The organism is Escherichia sp. E10V10, assembly GCF_004211985.1.
In the GTDB taxonomy this organism is placed as follows: domain Bacteria; phylum Pseudomonadota; class Gammaproteobacteria; order Enterobacterales; family Enterobacteriaceae; genus Escherichia.
The window spans coordinates 169494-191034 of sequence record NZ_RHJO01000002.1 but is presented as its reverse complement, the minus strand read 5'-3'; the positions used below and the strand labels follow the sequence as shown (position 1 = coordinate 191034).

At 52.8% G+C, this 21541-nt stretch carries 17 protein-coding genes; 11 read left to right on the top strand and 6 right to left on the bottom strand.

Annotated features, from left to right (window positions below; all coding sequences use genetic code 11):
• Window positions 1-139 precede the first annotated feature (139 nt).
• From dapB to caiF, 4 genes are all read left to right on the top strand, one after another.
• Window positions 140-961, top strand: coding sequence for a 4-hydroxy-tetrahydrodipicolinate reductase (gene dapB / locus D9736_RS05340; RefSeq protein WP_130257870.1), 822 nt, complete (start codon window positions 140-142; stop codon window positions 959-961).
• A gap of 455 nt (window positions 962-1416) precedes the next feature.
• On the top strand, window positions 1417-2565 hold the full coding sequence (gene carA / locus D9736_RS05335; protein ID WP_001589662.1) for a glutamine-hydrolyzing carbamoyl-phosphate synthase small subunit: 1149 nt from the start codon (window positions 1417-1419) through the stop codon (window positions 2563-2565).
• 17 nt (window positions 2566-2582) lie between these two features.
• Window positions 2583-5804 (top strand): carbamoyl-phosphate synthase large subunit, encoded by a 3222-nt coding sequence (gene carB / locus D9736_RS05330; RefSeq protein ID WP_001126356.1) that lies wholly within the window; start codon window positions 2583-2585, stop codon window positions 5802-5804.
• A gap of 260 nt (window positions 5805-6064) precedes the next feature.
• Window positions 6065-6460, top strand: a complete 396-nt coding sequence (gene caiF, locus D9736_RS05325) for a carnitine metabolism transcriptional regulator CaiF (protein ID WP_130204845.1) — start codon at window positions 6065-6067, stop codon at window positions 6458-6460.
• Between the two features lie 208 nt (window positions 6461-6668).
• On the opposite strand, the gene caiE is transcribed toward caiF, so the two are convergent.
• The 6 genes from caiE to caiT form a co-directional block, all read right to left on the bottom strand.
• Entirely contained in the window at window positions 6669-7259 is a 591-nt protein-coding gene (caiE, locus tag D9736_RS05320) for a carnitine operon protein CaiE (protein WP_130257869.1), read from the bottom strand.
• 5 nt (window positions 7260-7264) lie between these two features.
• On the bottom strand, window positions 7265-8050 hold the full coding sequence (gene caiD, locus D9736_RS05315; protein WP_130257868.1) for a crotonobetainyl-CoA hydratase: 786 nt from the start codon (window positions 8048-8050) through the stop codon (window positions 7265-7267).
• A 109-nt stretch (window positions 8051-8159) separates the two neighbouring features.
• Window positions 8160-9713, bottom strand: coding sequence for a crotonobetaine/carnitine-CoA ligase (gene caiC / locus D9736_RS05310; RefSeq protein ID WP_130257867.1), 1554 nt, complete (start codon window positions 9711-9713; stop codon window positions 8160-8162).
• A 72-nt stretch (window positions 9714-9785) separates the two neighbouring features.
• The gene (gene caiB / locus D9736_RS05305; protein ID WP_130257866.1) at window positions 9786-11003 is read right to left on the bottom strand and encodes an L-carnitine CoA-transferase; all 1218 of its coding nucleotides are present in this window, start codon (window positions 11001-11003) and stop codon (window positions 9786-9788) included.
• 128 nt (window positions 11004-11131) lie between these two features.
• Window positions 11132-12274 (bottom strand): crotonobetainyl-CoA dehydrogenase, encoded by a 1143-nt coding sequence (gene caiA, locus D9736_RS05300; RefSeq protein ID WP_130217474.1) that lies wholly within the window; start codon window positions 12272-12274, stop codon window positions 11132-11134.
• A gap of 30 nt (window positions 12275-12304) precedes the next feature.
• Window positions 12305-13819, bottom strand: a complete 1515-nt coding sequence (caiT, locus tag D9736_RS05295; protein ID WP_130217472.1) for an L-carnitine/gamma-butyrobetaine antiporter — start codon at window positions 13817-13819, stop codon at window positions 12305-12307.
• A gap of 472 nt (window positions 13820-14291) precedes the next feature.
• On the opposite strand from caiT, the gene D9736_RS05290 reads away from it, so the two are divergent.
• The 7 genes from D9736_RS05290 to kefC all read left to right on the top strand — a co-directional run bounded on the left by D9736_RS05290 (window position 14292) and on the right by kefC (window position 21525).
• Complete coding sequence (locus tag D9736_RS05290) at window positions 14292-15062, top strand: electron transfer flavoprotein FixA (RefSeq protein ID WP_130257865.1); 771 nt, start codon at window positions 14292-14294, stop codon at window positions 15060-15062.
• 14 nt (window positions 15063-15076) lie between these two features.
• A complete protein-coding gene (locus D9736_RS05285; RefSeq protein ID WP_130257864.1) occupies window positions 15077-16018 on the top strand; it encodes an electron transfer flavoprotein subunit alpha/FixB family protein in 942 nt (313 codons plus the stop codon).
• Window positions 16019-16068: 50 nt separating this feature from the next.
• Window positions 16069-17355 carry an FAD-dependent oxidoreductase gene (locus tag D9736_RS05280; protein WP_001558531.1) on the top strand — a complete coding sequence of 429 codons (1287 nt, stop codon included), beginning with the start codon at window positions 16069-16071 and terminating at the stop codon, window positions 17353-17355.
• The gene (gene fixX, locus D9736_RS05275) at window positions 17352-17639 is read left to right on the top strand and encodes a ferredoxin-like protein FixX (protein WP_000203741.1); all 288 of its coding nucleotides are present in this window, start codon (window positions 17352-17354) and stop codon (window positions 17637-17639) included. Before D9736_RS05280 ends, fixX begins: the two co-directional genes overlap by 4 nt.
• A 58-nt stretch (window positions 17640-17697) precedes the next feature.
• Window positions 17698-19029 (top strand): MFS transporter, encoded by a 1332-nt coding sequence (locus D9736_RS05270; RefSeq protein ID WP_130257863.1) that lies wholly within the window; start codon window positions 17698-17700, stop codon window positions 19027-19029.
• 110 nt (window positions 19030-19139) lie between these two features.
• Window positions 19140-19670 carry a glutathione-regulated potassium-efflux system oxidoreductase KefF gene (kefF, locus tag D9736_RS05265; RefSeq protein ID WP_130217464.1) on the top strand — a complete coding sequence of 177 codons (531 nt, stop codon included), beginning with the start codon at window positions 19140-19142 and terminating at the stop codon, window positions 19668-19670.
• Entirely contained in the window at window positions 19663-21525 is a 1863-nt protein-coding gene (kefC, locus tag D9736_RS05260; RefSeq protein WP_130257862.1) for a glutathione-regulated potassium-efflux system protein KefC, read from the top strand. Before kefF ends, kefC begins: the two co-directional genes overlap by 8 nt.
• The last annotated feature ends 16 nt before the right edge of the window (window positions 21526-21541 follow it).

The window sequence follows — 21541 nt, the reverse complement described above, 5'->3', positions numbered from 1 at the left end:
ACTTTCTGCGTCATGCCTTTCACTGATATCCCTCCCTGTTTATCATTAATTTCTAATTATCAGCGTTTTTGGCTGGCGGCGTAGCGATGCGCTGGTTACTCTGAAAACGGTCTATGCAAATTAACAAAAGAGAATAGCTATGCATGATGCAAACATCCGCGTTGCCATCGCGGGAGCCGGGGGGCGTATGGGCCGCCAGTTGATTCAGGCGGCGCTGGCGTTAGAAGGCGTGCAGCTGGGCGCGGCGCTGGAGCGCGAAGGATCTTCTTTACTGGGCCGCGATGCTGGTGAACTGGCCGGAGTCGGAAAAACAGGCGTCACCGTGCAAAGCAGCCTCGACGCGGTAAAAGATGATTTTGATGTGTTTATCGATTTTACCCGTCCGGAAGGTACGCTGAACCATCTCGCTTTTTGTCGCCAGCATGGCAAAGGGATGGTGATTGGTACAACGGGTTTTGATGACGCTGGCAAACAAGCGATTCGTGACGCTGCCACAGATATTGCGATTGTCTTTGCCGCCAATTTTAGCGTTGGCGTTAACGTCATGCTTAAGCTGCTGGAGAAAGCCACTCAGGTAATGGGTGACTACACTGACATCGAAATTATCGAAGCACATCATAGACATAAAGTCGATGCGCCGTCAGGCACTGCGCTGGCAATGGGGGAGGCGATTGCCCACGCTCTTGATAAAGACCTGAAAGATTGCGCGGTCTACAGTCGTGAAGGCCATACTGGTGAACGTGTTCCTGGCACCATTGGTTTTGCCACTGTACGTGCGGGTGACATCGTGGGGGAACATACCGCCATGTTCGCCGATATCGGCGAACGTCTGGAGATTACCCATAAGGCGTCCAGCCGCATGACATTTGCTAACGGTGCGGTAAGATCGGCATTGTGGCTAAATGATAAGGAAAGTGGTCTTTTTGATATGCGAGATGTACTGGATCTCAATAGATTATAACCACAAAACATTTGTGTTGATGCAAAAATAACATATCCAATCTATTGATTATAAAGGGCTTTAATTTTTAGCCCTTTTATTTTTCTTGTTTCGTTTATTAATAATTAAAAAATGGCTAAAAATTAAAGTTTAGTTTCCTGTTTTTGTTGTTTTAATGTAAATTTTGACCATCTGGTCCACTTTTTTCTAAGGGTTTTGGTTTTATGCAATTTTCTTGCTGCGCAAGCGTTTTCCAGAACGGGTTAGATGATGTTTTTGCCGCTTAATGCCTGTAAAACATGCATGAGCCACAAAATAATATAAAAAATCCCGCCATTAAGTTGACTTTTAGCGCCCATATCTCCAGAATTCCGCCGTTTGCCAGAAATTCGTCGGTAAGCAGATTTGCATTGATTTACGTCATCACTGTGAATTAATATGCAAATAAAGTGAGTGAATATTCTCTGGAGGGTGTTTTGATTAAGTCAGCGCTATTGGTTCTGGAAGACGGAACCCAGTTTCACGGTCGGGCCATAGGGGCAACAGGTTCGGCGGTTGGGGAAGTCGTTTTCAATACTTCAATGACCGGTTATCAAGAAATCCTCACTGATCCTTCCTATTCTCGTCAAATCGTTACTCTTACTTATCCCCATATTGGCAATGTCGGCACTAATGACGCCGATGAAGAATCCTCTCAGGTACATGCACAAGGTCTGGTGATTCGCGACCTGCCGCTGATTGCCAGCAACTTCCGCAACACCGAAGACCTCTCTTCTTACCTGAAACGCCATAACATCGTGGCGATTGCCGATATCGACACCCGTAAGCTGACGCGTTTACTGCGCGAGAAAGGCGCACAGAATGGCTGCATTATCGCGGGCGATAACCCGGATGCGGCGCTGGCGTTAGAAAAAGCCCGCGCGTTCCCAGGTCTGAACGGCATGGATCTGGCAAAAGAAGTGACCACCGCAGAAGCCTATAGCTGGACACAAGGGAGCTGGACGCTGACCGGAGGCCTGCCAGAAGCGAAAAAAGAAGACGAGCTGCCGTTCCACGTCGTGGCTTATGACTTTGGTGCCAAGCGCAACATCCTGCGGATGCTGGTGGACAGAGGCTGTCGCCTGACCATCGTTCCGGCGCAAACATCTGCTGAAGATGTGCTGAAAATGAATCCGGACGGCATCTTCCTCTCCAACGGTCCTGGCGACCCGGCCCCGTGTGATTACGCCATTACCGCCATCCAGAAATTCCTCGAAACCGACATCCCGGTATTCGGCATCTGCCTCGGTCATCAGCTGCTGGCGCTGGCGAGCGGTGCGAAGACCATCAAAATGAAATTTGGTCACCACGGCGGCAATCATCCGGTTAAAGATGTGGAGAAAAACGTGGTGATGATCACCGCCCAGAACCACGGTTTTGCGGTGGACGAAGCAACATTACCTGCAAACCTGCGTGTTACACATAAATCCCTGTTCGACGGTACGTTACAGGGCATTCATCGCACCGATAAACCGGCGTTCAGCTTCCAGGGTCACCCGGAAGCCAGCCCTGGGCCACACGACGCAGCGCCGTTGTTCGACCACTTTATCGAGTTAATTGAGCAGTACCGTAAAACCGCTAAGTAATCAGGAGTAAAAGAGCCATGCCAAAACGTACAGATATAAAAAGTATCCTGATTCTGGGTGCGGGCCCGATTGTTATCGGTCAGGCGTGTGAGTTTGACTACTCTGGCGCGCAAGCATGTAAAGCCCTGCGCGAAGAAGGTTACCGCGTCATTCTGGTGAACTCCAACCCGGCGACCATCATGACCGACCCGGAAATGGCTGATGCGACCTACATCGAGCCGATTCACTGGGAAGTGGTACGCAAGATTATTGAAAAAGAGCGCCCGGATGCGGTGCTGCCAACGATGGGCGGTCAGACGGCGCTGAACTGCGCGCTGGAGCTGGAGCGTCAGGGGGTGCTGGAAGAGTTCGGCGTCACCATGATTGGTGCCACTGCCGATGCGATTGATAAAGCAGAAGACCGCCGCCGTTTCGACGTAGCGATGAAGAAAATCGGTCTGGAAACTGCGCGTTCCGGTATCGCGCACACGATGGAAGAAGCGCTGGCGGTTGCCGCTGACGTGGGCTTCCCGTGCATTATTCGCCCATCCTTCACAATGGGCGGTAGCGGTGGCGGTATCGCTTATAACCGTGAAGAGTTTGAAGAAATTTGCGCCCGCGGTCTGGATCTCTCCCCAACCAAAGAGCTGCTGATTGATGAGTCGTTGATCGGCTGGAAAGAGTACGAGATGGAAGTGGTGCGTGATAAAAACGACAACTGCATCATCGTCTGCTCTATCGAAAACTTTGATGCGATGGGCATCCACACCGGTGACTCCATCACTGTCGCGCCAGCGCAAACGCTGACCGACAAAGAATATCAAATCATGCGTAATGCCTCGATGGCGGTGCTGCGTGAAATCGGCGTTGAAACCGGTGGTTCCAACGTTCAGTTTGCGGTGAACCCGAAAAACGGTCGTCTGATTGTTATCGAAATGAACCCGCGCGTGTCCCGTTCTTCGGCGCTGGCGTCGAAAGCGACCGGCTTCCCGATTGCTAAAGTGGCGGCAAAACTGGCGGTGGGTTACACCCTCGACGAGCTGATGAACGACATCACCGGCGGGCGTACTCCGGCCTCCTTCGAGCCGTCCATCGACTATGTGGTTACTAAAATTCCTCGCTTCAACTTCGAGAAATTCGCTGGTGCGAACGACCGTCTGACCACTCAGATGAAATCGGTTGGCGAAGTGATGGCGATTGGTCGCACGCAGCAGGAATCCCTGCAAAAAGCGCTGCGCGGCCTGGAAGTCGGTGCGACTGGCTTTGACCCGAAAGTGAGCCTGGACGACCCGGAAGCGCTGACCAAAATCCGCCGCGAACTGAAAGATGCAGGCGCAGAGCGTATCTGGTATATCGCCGATGCCTTCCGTGCGGGCCTGTCTGTAGACGGTGTCTTTAACCTGACCAACATTGACCGCTGGTTCCTGGTACAGATTGAAGAACTGGTGCGTCTGGAAGAGAAAGTCGCAGAAGTGGGCATCACTGGCCTGAACGCTGACTTCCTGCGCCAGCTGAAACGCAAAGGTTTTGCCGATGCGCGTCTGGCTAAACTGGCGGGCGTTCGTGAAGCGGAAATCCGCAAGCTGCGCGATCAGTATGACCTGCACCCGGTTTACAAGCGCGTGGATACCTGTGCGGCAGAATTTGCCACCGACACCGCTTACATGTACTCCACTTATGAAGAAGAGTGCGAAGCGAATCCGTCTACCGACCGTGAAAAAATCATGGTGCTTGGCGGCGGCCCGAACCGTATCGGTCAGGGTATCGAATTCGACTACTGCTGCGTACACGCCTCGCTGGCGCTGCGCGAAGACGGTTACGAAACCATTATGGTTAACTGTAACCCGGAAACCGTCTCCACCGACTACGACACTTCCGACCGTCTCTACTTCGAGCCGGTAACTCTGGAAGATGTGCTGGAAATCGTGCGTATTGAGAAGCCGAAAGGCGTTATCGTTCAGTACGGCGGTCAGACCCCGCTGAAACTGGCGCGCGCGCTGGAAGCTGCTGGCGTACCGGTTATCGGCACCAGCCCGGATGCTATCGACCGTGCAGAAGACCGTGAACGCTTCCAGCATGCGGTTGATCGTCTGAAACTGAAACAACCGGCGAACGCCACCGTTACCGCTATTGAAATGGCGGTAGAGAAGGCGAAAGAGATTGGCTACCCGCTGGTGGTACGTCCGTCTTACGTTCTCGGCGGTCGGGCGATGGAAATCGTCTATGACGAAGCTGACCTGCGTCGCTACTTCCAGACGGCGGTGAGTGTCTCTAACGATGCGCCAGTGTTGCTGGATCACTTCCTCGATGACGCGGTAGAAGTGGATGTGGACGCCATCTGCGACGGCGAAATGGTGCTGATTGGCGGCATTATGGAGCACATCGAGCAGGCGGGCGTGCACTCCGGTGACTCCGCATGTTCTCTGCCAGCCTACACCTTAAGTCAGGAAATTCAGGATGTGATGCGCCAACAGGTGCAGAAACTGGCCTTCGAATTGCAGGTGCGCGGTCTGATGAACGTGCAGTTTGCGGTGAAAAACAACGAAGTCTACCTGATTGAAGTTAACCCGCGTGCGGCGCGTACCGTTCCGTTCGTCTCCAAAGCCACCGGCGTGCCGCTGGCAAAAGTGGCGGCGCGCGTGATGGCTGGCAAATCCCTGGCTGAGCAGGGCGTAACCAAAGAAGTTATCCCGCCGTACTACTCGGTGAAAGAAGTGGTGCTGCCGTTCAATAAATTCCCGGGCGTTGACCCGCTGTTAGGGCCAGAAATGCGCTCTACCGGGGAAGTGATGGGCGTCGGCCGTACCTTCGCTGAAGCGTTCGCCAAAGCGCAGCTGGGCAGTAACTCCACCATGAAGAAACACGGTCGTGCGCTGCTCTCCGTGCGTGAAGGTGACAAAGAACGCGTGGTGGACCTGGCGGCAAAACTGCTGAAACAGGGCTTCGAGCTGGATGCGACCCACGGCACGGCGATTGTGCTGGGCGAAGCGGGCATTAATCCGCGTCTGGTGAACAAGGTGCATGAAGGTCGTCCGCACATTCAGGACCGTATTAAGAATGGCGAATATACCTACATCATCAACACCACCTCAGGTCGTCGTGCGATTGAAGACTCCCGCGTGATCCGTCGCAGTGCGCTGCAATATAAAGTGCATTACGACACCACCCTGAACGGCGGCTTTGCCACCGCGATGGCGCTGAATGCCGATGCGACCGAAAAAGTAATATCGGTGCAGGAAATGCACGCACAGATCAAATAATAGCGTGTGATGGCGGATATGTTTTATTCGCCAATTTGATCGAATAACTAATACGGTTCTCGAAAGAGGACCGTTTTTTTTACCTGTAAGACAAAACTTTGTTGGAATTCATATTTTTGATGGCGTAAGCAGGATTTTGCTCACACTAATCCTTCGTTAGGTTGCATACTATCGATATATCCACAATTTTAATATGGCCTTGTTTCATTGCTGCAAAACGAGTCATAGCCAGTCTTTTAATTTGTGAAACTGGAGTTCGTATGTGTGAAGGATGTGTTGAAAAACCACTCTATTTGTTAATCGCCGAATGGATGATGGCTGAAAACCGCTGGGTGATAGCAAGAGAGATCTCTATTCATTTCGATATTGAACACAGCAAGGCGGTTAATACCCTGACTTATATTCTGTCGGAAGTCGCAGAAATAAGCTGCGAAGTTAAGATGATCCCTAATAAGCTGGAAGGGCGGGGATGCCAGTGCCAGCGACTGGTAAAAGTGGTCGATATCGATGAGCAAATTTACGCGCGCCTGCGCAATAACAGCCGGGATAAATTAGTCGGCGTAAGAAAGACGCCGCGTATTCCTGCCGTTCCGCTCACGGAACTTAACCGCGAGCAGAAGTGGCAGATGATGTTGTCAAAGAGTATGCGTCGTTAATGTCATTTCGTTGATACCGTGCGACCTGGTCGCCGGATGCGATGCTGGCGCATCTTATCCGGCCTACGGTTGCTCTCCAGCAGGGTTGGATAAGGCGTTTATGCCGCATCCGACAGCTATCGCCGGATGCGATGCTGGCGCATCTTATCCGGCCTACGGGTGCTTTCCTGCCGGGTTGGATAAGGCGTTTATGCCGCATCCGACGATGTTACCGTTTCGGCATCACATCCGTCGTCCCCTGCAAACGGGGGCGATTTTCCTCCATTTGCCTCAACGGCTGCGTTTCATGTAACGATGCATGACAGCGCCCGACAAGATCCTGATATTCTTTGGTATTCAACCGCTTCCAGTGTAACTCGTCGTCACTCACACTGCGTACAGCGCGGGCTGGCGTACCCATCAACAACTGGCGTTTCTCGCCGTGAAAGCCTGCTTTGACAAAGCTCATGGCGGCAACAATGCTCTCTTCGCCAATGACCGCGCCATCCATAATCACGCTGTTCATCCCGACCAATGCATCGCGACCAATCATGCAGCCATGTAGGATCGCTCCGTGCCCGATATGGCCGTTTTCTCCAACGATGGTGTCAGTGTCGCAGTAGCCATGCATAATGCAGCCATCCTGAATATTGGCTCCCGCTTGCACGATCAACCGCCCGTAATCACCACGCAGTGAGGCGAGGGGGCCGATGTAGACTCCGGCCCCCACAATCACATCGCCAATCAAGACTGCACTGGGATGGACAAACGCCGTCGGGTGAACCACCGGAATTAACCCCTCAAAGGCGTAATAGCTCACGGTTGTTAACGTCCTTTCCACACCGGATCGCGCTTCTCGGCAAACGCCTGCGGCCCTTCAATGGCATCCTCCGAATGCAGAACCGACGGATAGTGTTTCAACACGCCGCTGCGAATATAGCGATACGCTTCTTCTACCGGCATTTCGCTGGTGGTGCGGTAGATCTCTTTCAGCGCCGCGATCGCCAGCGGGGCGCTGTCAACCAGTTGCTGCGCCAGTTCGCGGGCGTTATCCATCAGTTCCGCCTGGCTAACCACGCGGTTGACTACCCCCCAACGCAGCGCCTCTTCTGCGCCCATTCTTCTGCCGGTCATCACCATTTCATTGACGATGGCAGGCGGCAGGATCTTCGGCAGACGCAGCACACCGCCGCTGTCAGGAACGATGCCCAGTTTGGCTTCCGGCAGGGCGAAGCTGGCGTTATCGGCACAAACAATAAAATCTGCCGCCAGCGCCAGTTCGAAACCGCCGCCAAAGGCGTAGCCGTTCACGGCTGCGATGACCGGTTTATCCAGATTGAAAATTTCGGTTAAGCCCGCAAAACCACCCGGACCAAAGTCAGCATCCGGTGCTTCGCCTTCTGCTGCTGCTTTTAAATCCCAGCCTGCGGAAAAGAATTTCTCTCCGGCACCGGTAATAATGGCGACACGTAATTGCGGATCGTCACGGAAATTTAGAAATACTTCGCCCATTTCAAAGCTGGTTTTCGCATCAATAGCATTCGCTTTTGGTCGATCAAGGGTAATTTCCAGAATTGATCCATTGCGGGTCAGATGTAATGATTCACTCATTCCTTTTCTCCATTTTTGCTTTTTCAGGGACGACAACGGCCCTGCAAAAAAATGCATATTATTGTTGAACGTGATTATTACCAGGCAGAGTAGTACCCTGCTGTAGTGTTTATTTCAGCGCCTTTCTGATTATTTTCCCCGAGCAATTACGCGGCAGATCTTTTCTGATCTCCAGATAAGAGGGCACTTTAAATTTCGCCATATTCTGTTCGCAAAAGCAGAAGAATTCCTCTTCGCTCAATATTTCACCTTCATTCAGCACCACAAACGCTTTGATGGCTTCATCGCGAATCGAATCTTTAATACCAACAACCACGATGTCCTGAATTTTTGGATGGGTGGCGATGATATTTTCCAGCTCCACGCAGGAGACATTCTCCCCACCGCGTTTGATCATATTGCAGCGGCGATCGACGAAATAAAAAAAGCCCTCTTCGTCGCGGTATCCGGTATCGCCAGTATGCAGCCAGCCATCGGCTTCCAGCACTTTCGCAGTGGCTTGCGGGTTGAGAAAATACTCTTTGAAGATGGTTTTTCCCGGTACGCCTTTAATGCAGATTTCACCGATCTCACCAGCCGGGAGCGGACGATTGTGATCGTCGCGAATCTCCGCTTCGTAGCAAAACCCCGCCCGACCAATCGACGGCCAGCGTCGTTTATCGCCAGGGCGATCGCCGATAATGCCCACAATGGTTTCCGTCATCCCATAAGACGTCAGCAAGCGAACGCCGAAGCGTTCACAAAACGCATCTTTTTCCTGCTCCGACAGGTTGAGATAAAACATCACTTCCCGCAGGCGGTGTTGCCGATCGTTCGCTGAAGGCGGCTGCACCATCAACGTACGAATCATCATCGGAATACATTCGGTAATGGTGGCGCGGTACTTCTGTACCTGTCCCCAGAAGGCGCGGGCGCTGTATTTCTCGACCAGCACAAAGGTGGCTCCGGCAGAAAACGCCGCCATCGCCGCAGTACACTGGCAATCGATATGAAACGCAGGCATTACCGTCAGGTAGACGTCATCGTCACGCAGTGCGCACTGCCAGGCGGAGTAATATCCAGCGAAGCGCAGGTTGTAATGGGTAATCACCACACCTTTCGGTCGGGAAGTGGTACCGGAGGTAAAGAGAATTTCCGCCGTATCGTCGGTCGATAGCGGCGGTGCATAGCACAAGGTGGCAGGTTGTTGATTTTTCAGTTGAGTAAACGAACTCACGCCATCATCAGCGGGAAGCGCCACATCTGTCAGGCAAATGTGCCGCAACTGCGTGGCATCTTCCTGCTGAATCTGTTGATACATGGGATAGAATTGTGCACTGGTTACCAGCAGGCACGCCTGGCTATTTTGCAGGATCCACGTGCTTTCTTCGCGCAACAGGCGGGCGTTAATCGGCACCATAATCGCGCCAATTTTTGCCAACCCGAACCAGCAAAAGATAAATTCCGGGCAGTTGTCGAGATGTAGAGCAACCTTGTCGCCTTTGCGAATCCCCAGCGTATAAAACAGGTTTGCCGTGCGGTTAATCTCCTGATTTAACTCAAGATAACTATACCGGTTAACGACTCCGCCGCTGGATTCACAAATCAGCGCCGTTTTGTGACCGTAAACGTCCGCCAGATCGTCCCACATTTGACGTAGATGTTGTCCGCCAATGATATCCATTGCACCTCTATCCATTTTGTTCGTTTGTGATTGGGCGGGCGCTAGTCAGGCAAGCTGACTGGCGCCACGCGTTTAGTCCTCAACTTTGGCCAGACCTTTGCTGACCAACTCCTGAATGTCGTTTTCGCTGTAGCCGATAGTTTTCAAAATGGCAGCCGTGTCCATGCCATGTGATGGCATTCCGCGCCAGATTTGGCCTGGGTTATTTTTGAATTTCGGCATCACGTTTGGCCCTTTGCAGGTGTGACCATCCATCGTTTGCCACTGGGTGATTGATTCACGGGCCACATACTGTGGATTGCTTTCCAGTTCCGGTACGGTCAGCACTTTGGCGCAGGCGATATTCAGTTCAGCAAAGCGTTCTTTAACTTCCGCGATGGTGTGCGCCGCCAGCCAGGCATCGAGTTTCTCTTCTACCAGTGGTCCGTAAGGGCATTCGATACGGTGGATAAGCTGGGTGCCTTCCGGGATTTCCGGCGTACCGAGCAGATGCGCGAGGCCAATATCTTTAAAGCATTCTGCAATCTGAGTAATGCCCACCAGTTCCATCACGATGTAGCCGTCGGCGCATTTGTACAGACCGCAACCTGCATAGTAGGGATCTTTCCCTTTGGTCATGCGCGGGCACATTTCGCCGCCGTTGAAGTAATCCATCATGAAGTACTGGCCCATACGCAGCATCACTTCATACATGGCGATGTCGATACTTTCGCCTTTTCCGGTTTCGCGCACTTTATGCAGTGCTGCCAGCGCCGCCGTGGTGGCAGTCAGGCCAGAAAAGTAATCGGCGGTATACGGGAAGGCAGGCATCGGCTGGTCAACATCACCGTTCTGAATCAGGTAACCACTGAAGGCCTGGGCGATGGTGTTATAGGCCGGAAGATTGGTGTACTCCTCGGTGCCGTACTGACCAAAACCGGACAGGTGAGCGATAACCAGTTTCGGGTTGTGCTGCCACAGGATTTCATCGGTAATGCCACGACGGGCAAAGGCCGGACCTTTACTGGCTTCGATGAAGATATCGGTGGTTTCCATTAATTTCAGAAACGCTTCGCGGCCTTCATCTTTGAAAATATTTAACGACAGCGCGTGCAAATTGCGGCGGGAGAGCTGCGGGTAGTTAGGTTGAACTCGAATGGTGTCGGCCCAGGCGACGTTCTCGATCCAGATAACTTCCGCCCCCCATTCTGCGAACATTTGCCCGGCGAACGGCCCGGCGATTTCGATACCGGAGAAGACAACGCGCAATCCGGCCAGCGGCCCGAATTTCGGCATGGGTAGATGATCCATTATTAGCTCCTGAAAAATTTGTGTAGCGCATGACTGCCGGATGCGGCGTAAACGCCTTATCCGGCCTACATTCGTGCTCCCGTAGGCCTGATAAGACGCGACAGCGTCGCATCAGGCAGCGCACGGACTTAGCGGTATTGCTTCAGCACCGCACGACCCAGCGTCAGGATCTGCATTTCGTCAGATCCGCCGGAGACGCGGTCTACACGCAGGTCACGCCAGAAGCGGCTGATGCGGTGGTTGCCCGCAATCCCGACACCGCCCAGCACCTGCATTGCGCTATCCACCACTTCAAATGCCGCATTGGCGCAGAAGTATTTGCACATTGCCGCATCACCAGAGGTGATGGTGCCGTTGTCTGCTTTCCACGCTGCTTCATACAGCATGTTTTTCATGGAGTTTAATTTGATCGCCATGTGGGCGAATTTTTCCTGAATCAACTGGAAACGACCAATCGCCTCGCCAAACTGCACGCGTTGGTTGGCGTAGCGCGCCGCATCTTCAAAGGCGCACATCGCTGTACCATAGTTGGTCAGGGCTACCAGGAAACGTTCATGGTCGAACTCTTCTTTGACGCGGTTAAAGCCGTTACCTTCCCGACCGAACATGTCTTTCTCGTCCAGTTCCACGTCGTCAAAGGTGATTTCACAGCAGCTATCCATACGCAGCCCGAGCTTCTCAAGTTTGGTCACTTTGATGCCCGGTTTGCTCATATCGACAAACCATTCGGTGTAGACAGGTTTGTCCGGAGAAGCCCCGTCGCGCGCCATCACCACGATGTACGGGGTGTAGGCGCTGCTGGTAATAAAACACTTACTACCATTAAGATAAATCTTACCATCTCTACGGGTATAAGTCGTTTTCAGGCTACCCACGTCAGAGCCCGCGCCTGGTTCGGTAATCGCTGAGTTCCACATCTGCTTACCGGTACCACGAAACGCCATAATCTTGTCGATCTGCTCTTGTGTACCTTCACGCAGGATGGTGTTAAACCCGCCTGGCAACTGATACAACACGTAGGTTGGCGCCCCCAAACGACCCAGTTCCATCCACACGGCGGCGAGGGTAACAAACCCCGCATCCAGACCACCGTGCTCTTCCGGGATCAGCAGGCTGTCGATATCCATATCCGCCAGCGCTTTGACAAAACGCTCCGGGTAGACGCTGTCACGGTCGCACTCGGCAAAATAGGCTTCCCAGTTTTCGCTGGCCATTAGTTCGCGGATACCGGCGACAAACAGTTCCTGCTCATCATTTAAATTAAAATCCATCTTTCAACCTCTTGATATTTTGGGGGTTAATTAATCTTTCCAGTTCTGTTTCGCGTCTTTAATAAACGAGAGCGTCACCATAATGTTGACGAAGAACAGCGGGCATCCTCCGGCGATAATGGCGGTTTGAATCGGTTTCAGACCGCCGAGCGCCAGCAGAACAATGCCGATAACACCAACCAACACTGACCAGCCGATACGCACCAGCAGTGGCGGTTCTTCACCGTCGCGCACTTCGCGGCAGGTGGACATCGCCAGGGTGTAAGAGCAGGCGTTAATCAGGGTAACGGTGGCAATAAAGCAGAGAATGAAGAAGCCCCACATGGTGGCAGTGCTGAGCGGCAGAGCGGCCCAGGTTTCGATGATGGCGCGCGCCACACCGTACTGTTCGATCAGGTTTGGAATGTTGATGATGTTTTTATCCATCAACAGCAGAGTGTTACTGCCGAGCACGGTCCACAGGATCCAGGTGGATGCTGTCAGCCCCATCACCATACCGAAGCACAGTTCACGCACGGTACGACCACGGGAAATACGCGCCAGGAAGATACTCATCTGGATGGCGTAAATTACCCACCATGCCCAGTAGAACACGGTCCAGCCCTGCGGGAAGCCGCCTTTGCCAACGGCATCGGTATAGAACAACATGCGCGGCAGATACATCAGCAACATCCCCACCGAGTCGGTGAAGTAGTTCATGATGAAGCTGGCGCCGCTGACGATGAATACCCAGCCAAGCATCAGGAAACTCAAATAGCTGCGCACATCGCTGGCAATTTTCACCCCTTTTTGCAGGCCACAGGCTACGCAGATAGCGTTGAGGATGATCCAGCAGGTAATGATGATAGCGTCCAGTTGCAGGGTATGCGGAATACCAAACAGATACTGCATACACTCGGTCACCAGCGGCGTGGCAAGACCCAGACTGGTGCCCATTGCGAAGATCAGCGCCACCAGATAGAAGTTATCGACGATAGTGCCAAACAAGCCTTTGGCATGTTTTTCACCTACCAGCGGCACCAGAGTGGAGCTGGGGCGAATCACATCCATTTTGCGGACAAAGAAGAAGTACGCGAAGGCGACGGAAAGGAAGCTGTAAGTGGCCCACGGTAGCGGTCCCCAGTGGAACAAACTGTAGGCCAGCCCCAGTTCTTTCGCGCCAGTGGAGTTTGGCGCTAAAGCAAATGGCGGCGTGGAGATGTAGTAGTAGATCTCAATCGATCCCCAGAACAGTACGGCAGCAGACGTACAGGAGGCGAACATCATAAAGATCCAACTGGCGGTGCTGAACTCAGGGGGTTCGTTACCTAAACGCTTTTTGGCATACGGGCCAAATACCAGCCAGAACCAACCGAAAAGCATCACCACCATATACCATTCAAATGCCCATCCCCATACATTGGTGACGTAACTGAATACAGCATTAATAACGACATTCGCCGCATCCAGATCTCTGACTGTAAGCCAACAAAGTATGCCAACGATTATTAATGGCGGAAAGAACACCTTCGGTTCTATTCCCGTTTTTCTCTTTTCTTTTGTCATGAGTTAATTCCACTGTAAAAATAAATATTTATTTGGCGTTCCCGTTTGTTTTATTTTTGTTAACATTTAATATAATTATTATTAACCTCGTGGACGCGTTAATGGCTAACTCATAATGGGTATTCAACTGGCTGCATTCTGTGATGTAAACCACAGTTTTTTATCGGGTAAAAACAGAGTGTCTTTGTGTAAATATCCATTATTAATCAATATGATAAGTTTGATTGTGAGTAAAAAAATAGCATCTGACTTTCAATATTGGTGATCCATAAAACAATATTGAAAATTTCTTTTTGCTACGCCATGTTTTCAATATTGGTGAGGAACTTAACAATATTGAAAGTTGGATTTATCTGCGTGTGACATTTTCAATATTGGTGATTAAAATTTTATTCCCGAATTAAAGGACGTGATATCTGTAATTAACACCACCGATATGAACGACGTTTCCTTCATGATTTCTGGAGATGCAATGAAGATTATTACTTGCTATAAGTGCGTGCCTGATGAACAGGATATTGCGATCAATAATGCTGATGGTTCATTAGATCTCAGCAAAGCCGATGCCAAAATAAGCCAATACGATCTCAACGCTATTGAAGCGGCTTGCCAGTTAAAACAGCAGGCGGCAGAGGCGCAGGTGACGGCCTTAAGTGTGGGCGGTAAAGCCCTGACCAACGCCAAAGGGCGTAAAGATGTGCTATCGCGCGGCCCGGATGAACTGATTGTGGTGATTGATGACCAGTTCGAGCAGGCACTGCCGCAACAAACGGCGACTGCACTGGCTGCCGCGGCGCAGAAAGCTGGCTTTGATCTGATCCTGTGCGGCGACGGTTCTTCCGACCTTTATGCCCAGCAGGTTGGTTTGCTGGTGGGCGAAATCCTCAATATTCCGGCAGTTAACGGTGTCAGCAAAATTATCTCCCTGACGGCAGATACCCTCACCGTTGAGCGCGAACTGGAAGATGAAACAGAAACCTTAAGCATTCCGCTGCCTGCGGTTGTTGCTGTTTCCACTGATATCAACTCCCCACAAATTCCTTCGATGAAAGCCATTCTCGGCGCGGCGAAAAAGCCAGTCCAGGTATGGTCGGCGGCGGATATTGGCTTTAACACCGTGGAAGCCTGGTCTGAACAACAGGTTGCCGCACCGAAACAGCGCGAGCGTCAGCGCATCGTGATTGAAGGCGACGGCGAAGAACAGATCGCCGCATTTGCTGAAAATCTTCGCAAAGTCATTTAATTACAGGGGATGCTATGAACACGTTTTCTCAAGTCTGGGTATTCAGCGATACCCCTTCTCGTCTGCCGGAACTGATGAACGGTGCGCAGGCTTTAGCTAATCAAATCAATGCCTTTGTCCTCAATGATGCCGATGGCGTACAGGCAATCCAGCTCGGCGCTAATCATGTCTGGAAATTAAGCGGCAAACCGGACGATCGGATGATCGAAGATTACGCCAGTGTCATGGCTGACACTATTCGCCAGCACGGCGCAGACGGCCTGGTACTGCTGCCAAACACCCGTCGCGGCAAATTACTGGCGGCAAAACTGGGTTATCGCCTTAAAGCGGCGGTGTCTAACGATGCCAGCACCGTCAGCGTACAGGACGGTAAAGCGACAGTGAAACACATGGTTTACGGCGGTCTGGCGATTGGCGAAGAACGCATTGCCACGCCGTATGCGGTACTGACCATCAGCAGCGGCACGTTCGATGCGGCTCAGCCAGACGCATCACGTACTGGCGAAACGCACACCGTGGAGTGGCAGGCTCCGGCTGTGGCGATTACCCGCATGGCAACCCAGGCGCGCCAGAGCAACAGCGTCGATCTCGACAAAGCCCGTCTGGTGGTCAGCGTCGGTCGCGGCATTGGCAGCAAAGAGAACATTGCGCTGGCAGAACAGCTTTGCAAGGCGATAGGTGCGGAGTTGGCCTGTTCTCGTCCGGTGGCGGAAAACGAAAAATGGATGGAACACGAACGCTATGTCGGTATCTCCAACCTGATGCTGAAACCTGAATTGTATCTGGCGGTGGGCATCTCCGGGCAGATCCAGCACATGGTTGGCGCTAACGCGTCGCAAACCATTTTCGCCATCAACAAAGATAAAAATGCGCCGATCTTCCAGTACGCGGATTACGGCATTGTTGGCGACGCCGTGAAGATCCTTCCGGCACTGACCGCAGCTTTAGCGCGTTGATCCACTCTGGCAGGGCTGCATTTCGGCCCTGCCGCTGACAGGGAGTTCTTATGTCCGAAGATATCTTTGACGCCATCATCGTTGGTGCAGGGCTTGCCGGTTCGGTTGCCGCACTGGTGCTCGCCCGCGAAGGGGCGCAAGTGTTAGTTATCGAGCGTGGCAATTCCGCAGGTGCCAAGAACGTCACCGGCGGGCGTCTCTATGCCCACAGTCTGGAACACATTATTCCAGGTTTCGCCGAGTCCGCCCCCGTAGAACGCCTGATCACCCATGAAAAACTCGCGTTTATGACGGAAAAGTCAGCGATGACTATGGACTACTGCAATGGTGACGAAACCTCGCCATCCCAGCGTTCTTACTCCGTTTTGCGCAGTAAATTTGATGCCTGGTTGATGGAGCAGGCCGAAGAAGCGGGCGCGCAGTTAATTACCGGGATCCGCGTCGATAACCTCGTACAGCGCGATGGCAAAGTTGTCGGCGTAGAAGCCGATGGTGATGTGATTGAAGCGAAAACAGTGATCCTTGCTGATGGGGTGAATTCCATCCTTGCCGAAAAGCTGGGGATGGCTAAACGCGTTAAACCGACGGATGTGGCGGTTGGCGTGAAGGAACTGATCGAGTTACCGAAGTCGGTTATCGAAGACCGTTTTCAGTTGCAGGGTAATCAGGGCGCGGCTTGCCTGTTTGCGGGATCACCCACCGATGGCCTGATGGGCGGCGGCTTCCTTTATACCAATGAAAACACTCTGTCGCTGGGGCTGGTTTGTGGTCTGCATCATCTGCATGACGCAAAAAAATCGGTGCCGCAAATGCTGGAAGATTTCAAACAACATCCGGCAGTTGCACCGCTGATCGCGGGCGGCAAGCTGGTGGAATATTCCGCTCACGTAGTGCCGGAAGCAGGCATCAACATGCTACCGGAGCTGGTTGGTGACGGCGTATTGATTGCCGGTGATGCCGCCGGAATGTGTATGAACCTCGGTTTTACCATTCGCGGTATGGATCTGGCGATTGCCGCCGGGGAAGCCGCAGCAAAAACCGTGCTTTCAGCGATGAAAAGCGACGATTTCAGTAAGCAAAAACTAGCGGAATATCGTCAGCATCTTGAGAGTGGTCCGCTGCGCGATATGCGAATGTACCAGAAACTACCGGCGTTCCTTGATAACCCACGCATGTTTAACGGCTACCCGGAACTGGCGGTGGGCGTGGCGCGTGACCTGTTCACCATTGACGGCAGCGCGCCGGAACTGATGCGCAAGAAAATCCTCCGCCACGGCAAGAAAGTGGGCTTCATCAATCTAATCAAGGATGGCATGAAAGGAGTGACCGTTTTATGACTTCTCCCGTCAATGTGGACGTCAAACTGGGCGTCAATAAATTCAATGTCGATGAAGAGCATCCGCACATTGTTGTGAAGGCCGATGCCGATAAACAGGCGCTGGAGCTGCTGGTGAAAGCGTGCCCCGCAGGTCTGTACAAGAAGCAGGATGACGGCAGTGTGCGCTTCGATTACGCCGGATGTCTGGAGTGCGGCACCTGTCGCATTCTGGGGCTGGGGTCGGCGCTGGAACAGTGGGAATACCCGCGCGGCACCTTTGGTGTGGAGTTCCGTTACGGTTGATGTCGGTTCGATACGTAACGCCGTACTGACTCTCATTGCAAAAAAACAGGAATAACCCATGCAACCGTCCAGAAACTTTGACGATCTTAAATTTTCCTCTATTCACCGCCGCATTTTGCTGTGGGGAAGCGGTGGTCCGTTTCTGGATGGTTATGTACTGGTAATGATTGGCGTGGCACTGGAGCAACTGACTCCGGCGCTGAAACTGGACGCTGACTGGATTGGCTTGCTGGGCGCGGGAACGCTCGCCGGGCTGTTCGTTGGCACATCGCTGTTTGGCTATATCACCGATAAAGTCGGACGGCGCAAAATGTTCCTCATTGATATCATCGCCATCGGCGTGATATCGGTGGCGACGATGTTTGTCTCATCCCCCGTCGAACTGCTGGTGATGCGGGTACTTATCGGCATTGTCATCGGTGCAGATTATCCCATCGCCACCTCAATGATCACCGAGTTCTCCAGTACCCGTCAGCGGGCGTTTTCCATCAGCTTTATCGCCGCGATGTGGTATGTCGGCGCGACCTGCGCCGATCTGGTTGGCTACTGGCTTTATGATGTGGAAGGCGGCTGGCGTTGGATGCTGGGTAGCGCGGCGATCCCCTGTTTGTTGATTTTGATTGGTCGATTCGAACTGCCTGAATCTCCCCGCTGGTTGTTACGCAAAGGGCGAGTAAAAGAGTGCGAAGAGATGATGATCAAACTGTTTGGCGAACCGGTGGCTTTCGAGGAAGAGCAGCCGCAGCAAACCCGTTTTCGCGATCTGTTTAATCGCCGCCATTTTCCTTTTGTTCTGTTTGTTGCCGCCATCTGGACCTGCCAGGTGATCCCAATGTTCGCCATTTACACCTTTGGCCCGCAAATCGTTGGTTTGTTGGGATTTGGTGTTGGCAAAAACGCGGCGCTGGGGAATGTGGTGATTAGCCTGTTCTTTATGCTCGGCTGTATTCCGCCGATGCTGTGGTTAAACACTGCCGGACGGCGTCCATTGTTGATTGGCAGCTTTGCCATGATGACGCTGGCGCTGGCGGTTTTGGGGCTGATCCCGGATATGGGGATCTGGCTGGTAGTAATGGCTTTTGCGGTGTATGCCTTTTTCTCCGGTGGGCCGGGTAATTTGCAGTGGCTCTATCCTAATGAACTCTTCCCGACGGATATTCGGGCTTCAGCCGTGGGCGTGATTATGTCATTAAGCCGTATTGGCACCATTGTTTCGACCTGGGCGCTGCCAATCTTTATCAATAATTACGGCATCAGTAGCACCATGCTGATGGGGGCGGGGATCTCGCTATTTGGCTTGTTGATTTCCGTAGCGTTTGCCCCGGAAACACGTGGGATGTCACTGGCGCAGACCAGTAATATGACGATCCGCGGGCAGAGAATGGGGTAATTTGTTCAGATTTCTCTCTTTTCTGAATCAATATTATTGACTATAAGCCGCGTGAATATATGACTACACTTTGTGGGAAAACAAAGGCGTAAACACGCGGGCTAATAACTATGATCCTCATAATTTATGCGCATCCGTATCCGCATCATTCCCATGCGAATAAACGGATGCTTGAACAGGCAAGGACGCTGGAAGGCGTCGAAATTCGCTCTCTTTATCAACTCTATCCTGACTTCAATATCGATATCGCCGCCGAGCAGGAGGCGCTGTCTCGCGCCGATCTGATCGTCTGGCAGCACCCGATGCAGTGGTACAGCATTCCACCGCTCCTTAAACTTTGGATCGATAAAGTCTTCTCCCACGGCTGGGCTTACGGTCATGGCGGCACGGCGCTGCATGGTAAACATTTGCTGTGGGCGGTAACGACCGGCGGCGGGGAAAGCCATTTTGAGATTGGTGCGCATCCGGGCTTTGATGTGCTGGCGCAGCCGCTACAGGCGACGGCAATCTACTGCGGGCTGAACTGGCTGCCACCGTTTGCCATGCACTGCACCTTTATTTGTGACGACGAAACCCTCGAAGGGCAGGCGCGCCACTATAAGCAACGTCTGCTGGAATGGCAGGAGGCACATCATGGATAGCCATACGCTGATTCAGGCGCTGATTTATCTCGGTTCGGCGGCGCTGATTGTCCCCATTGCGGTACGTCTTGGTCTGGGATCGGTACTTGGCTACCTGATCGCGGGTTGTATTATTGGCCCGTGGGGGCTGCGACTGGTGACCGATGCCGAATCTATTCTGCACTTTGCTGAAATCGGCGTGGTGCTGATGTTGTTTATTATCGGCCTCGAACTCGATCCACAAAGGCTGTGGAAGCTGCGTGCGGCAGTGTTCGGTGGTGGCGCATTACAGATGGTGATTTGTGGCGGCCTGCTGGGGCTGTTCTGCATGTTACTTGGACTGCGCTGGCAGGTCGCGGAACTGATCGGCATGACGCTGGCGCTCTCCTCTACGGCAATTGCCATGCAGGCGATGAATGAGCGCAATCTGATGATGACGCAGATGGGCCGCAGTGCCTTTGCGGTGCTGCTGTTCCAGGATATCGCGGCAATCCCGCTGGTGGCGATGATCCCGCTACTGGCGGCGAGCAGTGCCTCAACGACGATGGGCGCATTTGCCCTGTCGGCGTTAAAAGTGGCGGGCGCGCTGGTGCTGGTGGTACTGCTGGGGCGCTATGTCACGCGTCCGGCGCTGCGTTTTGTTGCCCGCTCTGGCTTGCGGGAAGTGTTCAGCGCCGTAGCTTTATTCCTCGTGTTTGGCTTTGGTTTGCTGCTGGAAGAGGTTGGCTTGTCGATGGCGATGGGCGCGTTTCTGGCGGGCGTACTGCTGGCAAGCTCGGAATATCGTCATGCGCTGGAAAGCGATATCGAACCGTTTAAAGGTTTGTTGCTGGGGCTGTTTTTTATCGGTGTTGGCATGTCGATAGACTTTGGCACGCTGATTGAAAACCCATTGCGTATTGTCATTTTGCTGCTTGGTTTCCTCATCATCAAAATTGCCATGCTGTGGCTGATTGCCCGACCGTTGCAGGTGCCAAATAAACAGCGTCGCTGGTTTGCGGTGCTGTTAGGGCAGGGCAGTGAGTTTGCCTTTGTGGTATTTGGTGCAGCGCAAATGGCGAATGTGCTGGAGCCGGAGTGGGCGAAATCGCTGACCCTGGCGGTGGCGCTGTCGATGGCGGCAACGCCGATCCTGCTGGTGATCCTCAATCGCCTTGAGCAATCTTCTACTGAAGAGGCGCGTGAAGCCGATGAGATCGACGAAGAACAGCCGCGGGTAATCATTGCCGGATTCGGTCGTTTTGGGCAGATCACCGGACGTTTATTGCTCTCCAGCGGGGTGAAAATGGTGGTGCTCGATCACGACCCGGACCATATCGAAACGCTGCGTAAATTCGGCATGAAAGTGTTTTATGGCGATGCCACGCGGATGGATTTACTGGAATCTGCGGGTGCGGCGAAAGCGGAAGTGCTGATTAACGCCATCGACGATCCGCAAACCAACCTGCAACTGACGGAGATGGTGAAAGAACATTTCCCGCATTTGCATATTATTGCCCGCGCCCGCGATGTCGACCACTACATTCGTTTGCGCCAGGCAGGTGTTGAAAAGCCGGAACGTGAAACCTTCGAAGGAGCGCTGAAAATCGGGCGTCTGGCGCTGGAAAGTTTAGGGCTGGGGCCGTATGAAGCGCGAGAACGCGCCGATGTGTTCCGCCGCTTTAATATTGAAATGGTGGAAGAGATGGCAATGGGCGAAAACGATACCAAAGCCCGCGCGGCGGTCTATAAACGCACCAGCGCGATGTTAAGCGAGATCATCACCGAGGACCGGGAACATCTGTCACTCACCCAACGGCATGGCTGGCAGGGTACTGAAGAGGGGAAACATACCGGTAATATGGCGGATGAACCGGAAACGAAACCCTTATCCTAATATAGAGTGACGTAAA

What these genes read in the sequence shown, in the direction of transcription:
- kefF (WP_130217464.1), top strand. Translation starts at nt 19,140, where the DNA reads ATGATCCTCATAATTTATGCGCATCCGTATCCGCATCATTCCCATGCG.
- carB (WP_001126356.1), top strand. Translation starts at nt 2,583, where the DNA reads ATGCCAAAACGTACAGATATAAAAAGTATCCTGATTCTGGGTGCGGGC.
- dapB (WP_130257870.1), top strand. Translation starts at nt 140, where the DNA reads ATGCATGATGCAAACATCCGCGTTGCCATCGCGGGAGCCGGGGGGCGT.
- fixX (WP_000203741.1), top strand. Translation starts at nt 17,352, where the DNA reads ATGACTTCTCCCGTCAATGTGGACGTCAAACTGGGCGTCAATAAATTC.
- D9736_RS05280 (WP_001558531.1), top strand. Translation starts at nt 16,069, where the DNA reads ATGTCCGAAGATATCTTTGACGCCATCATCGTTGGTGCAGGGCTTGCC.
- kefC (WP_130257862.1), top strand. Translation starts at nt 19,663, where the DNA reads ATGGATAGCCATACGCTGATTCAGGCGCTGATTTATCTCGGTTCGGCG.
- caiD (WP_130257868.1), bottom strand. Translation starts at nt 8,050, where the DNA reads ATGAGTGAATCATTACATCTGACCCGCAATGGATCAATTCTGGAAATT.
- caiB (WP_130257866.1), bottom strand. Translation starts at nt 11,003, where the DNA reads ATGGATCATCTACCCATGCCGAAATTCGGGCCGCTGGCCGGATTGCGC.
- caiT (WP_130217472.1), bottom strand. Translation starts at nt 13,819, where the DNA reads ATGACAAAAGAAAAGAGAAAAACGGGAATAGAACCGAAGGTGTTCTTT.
- caiF (WP_130204845.1), top strand. Translation starts at nt 6,065, where the DNA reads ATGTGTGAAGGATGTGTTGAAAAACCACTCTATTTGTTAATCGCCGAA.
- caiA (WP_130217474.1), bottom strand. Translation starts at nt 12,274, where the DNA reads ATGGATTTTAATTTAAATGATGAGCAGGAACTGTTTGTCGCCGGTATC.
- D9736_RS05270 (WP_130257863.1), top strand. Translation starts at nt 17,698, where the DNA reads ATGCAACCGTCCAGAAACTTTGACGATCTTAAATTTTCCTCTATTCAC.
- D9736_RS05285 (WP_130257864.1), top strand. Translation starts at nt 15,077, where the DNA reads ATGAACACGTTTTCTCAAGTCTGGGTATTCAGCGATACCCCTTCTCGT.
- caiC (WP_130257867.1), bottom strand. Translation starts at nt 9,713, where the DNA reads ATGGATATCATTGGCGGACAACATCTACGTCAAATGTGGGACGATCTG.
- D9736_RS05290 (WP_130257865.1), top strand. Translation starts at nt 14,292, where the DNA reads ATGAAGATTATTACTTGCTATAAGTGCGTGCCTGATGAACAGGATATT.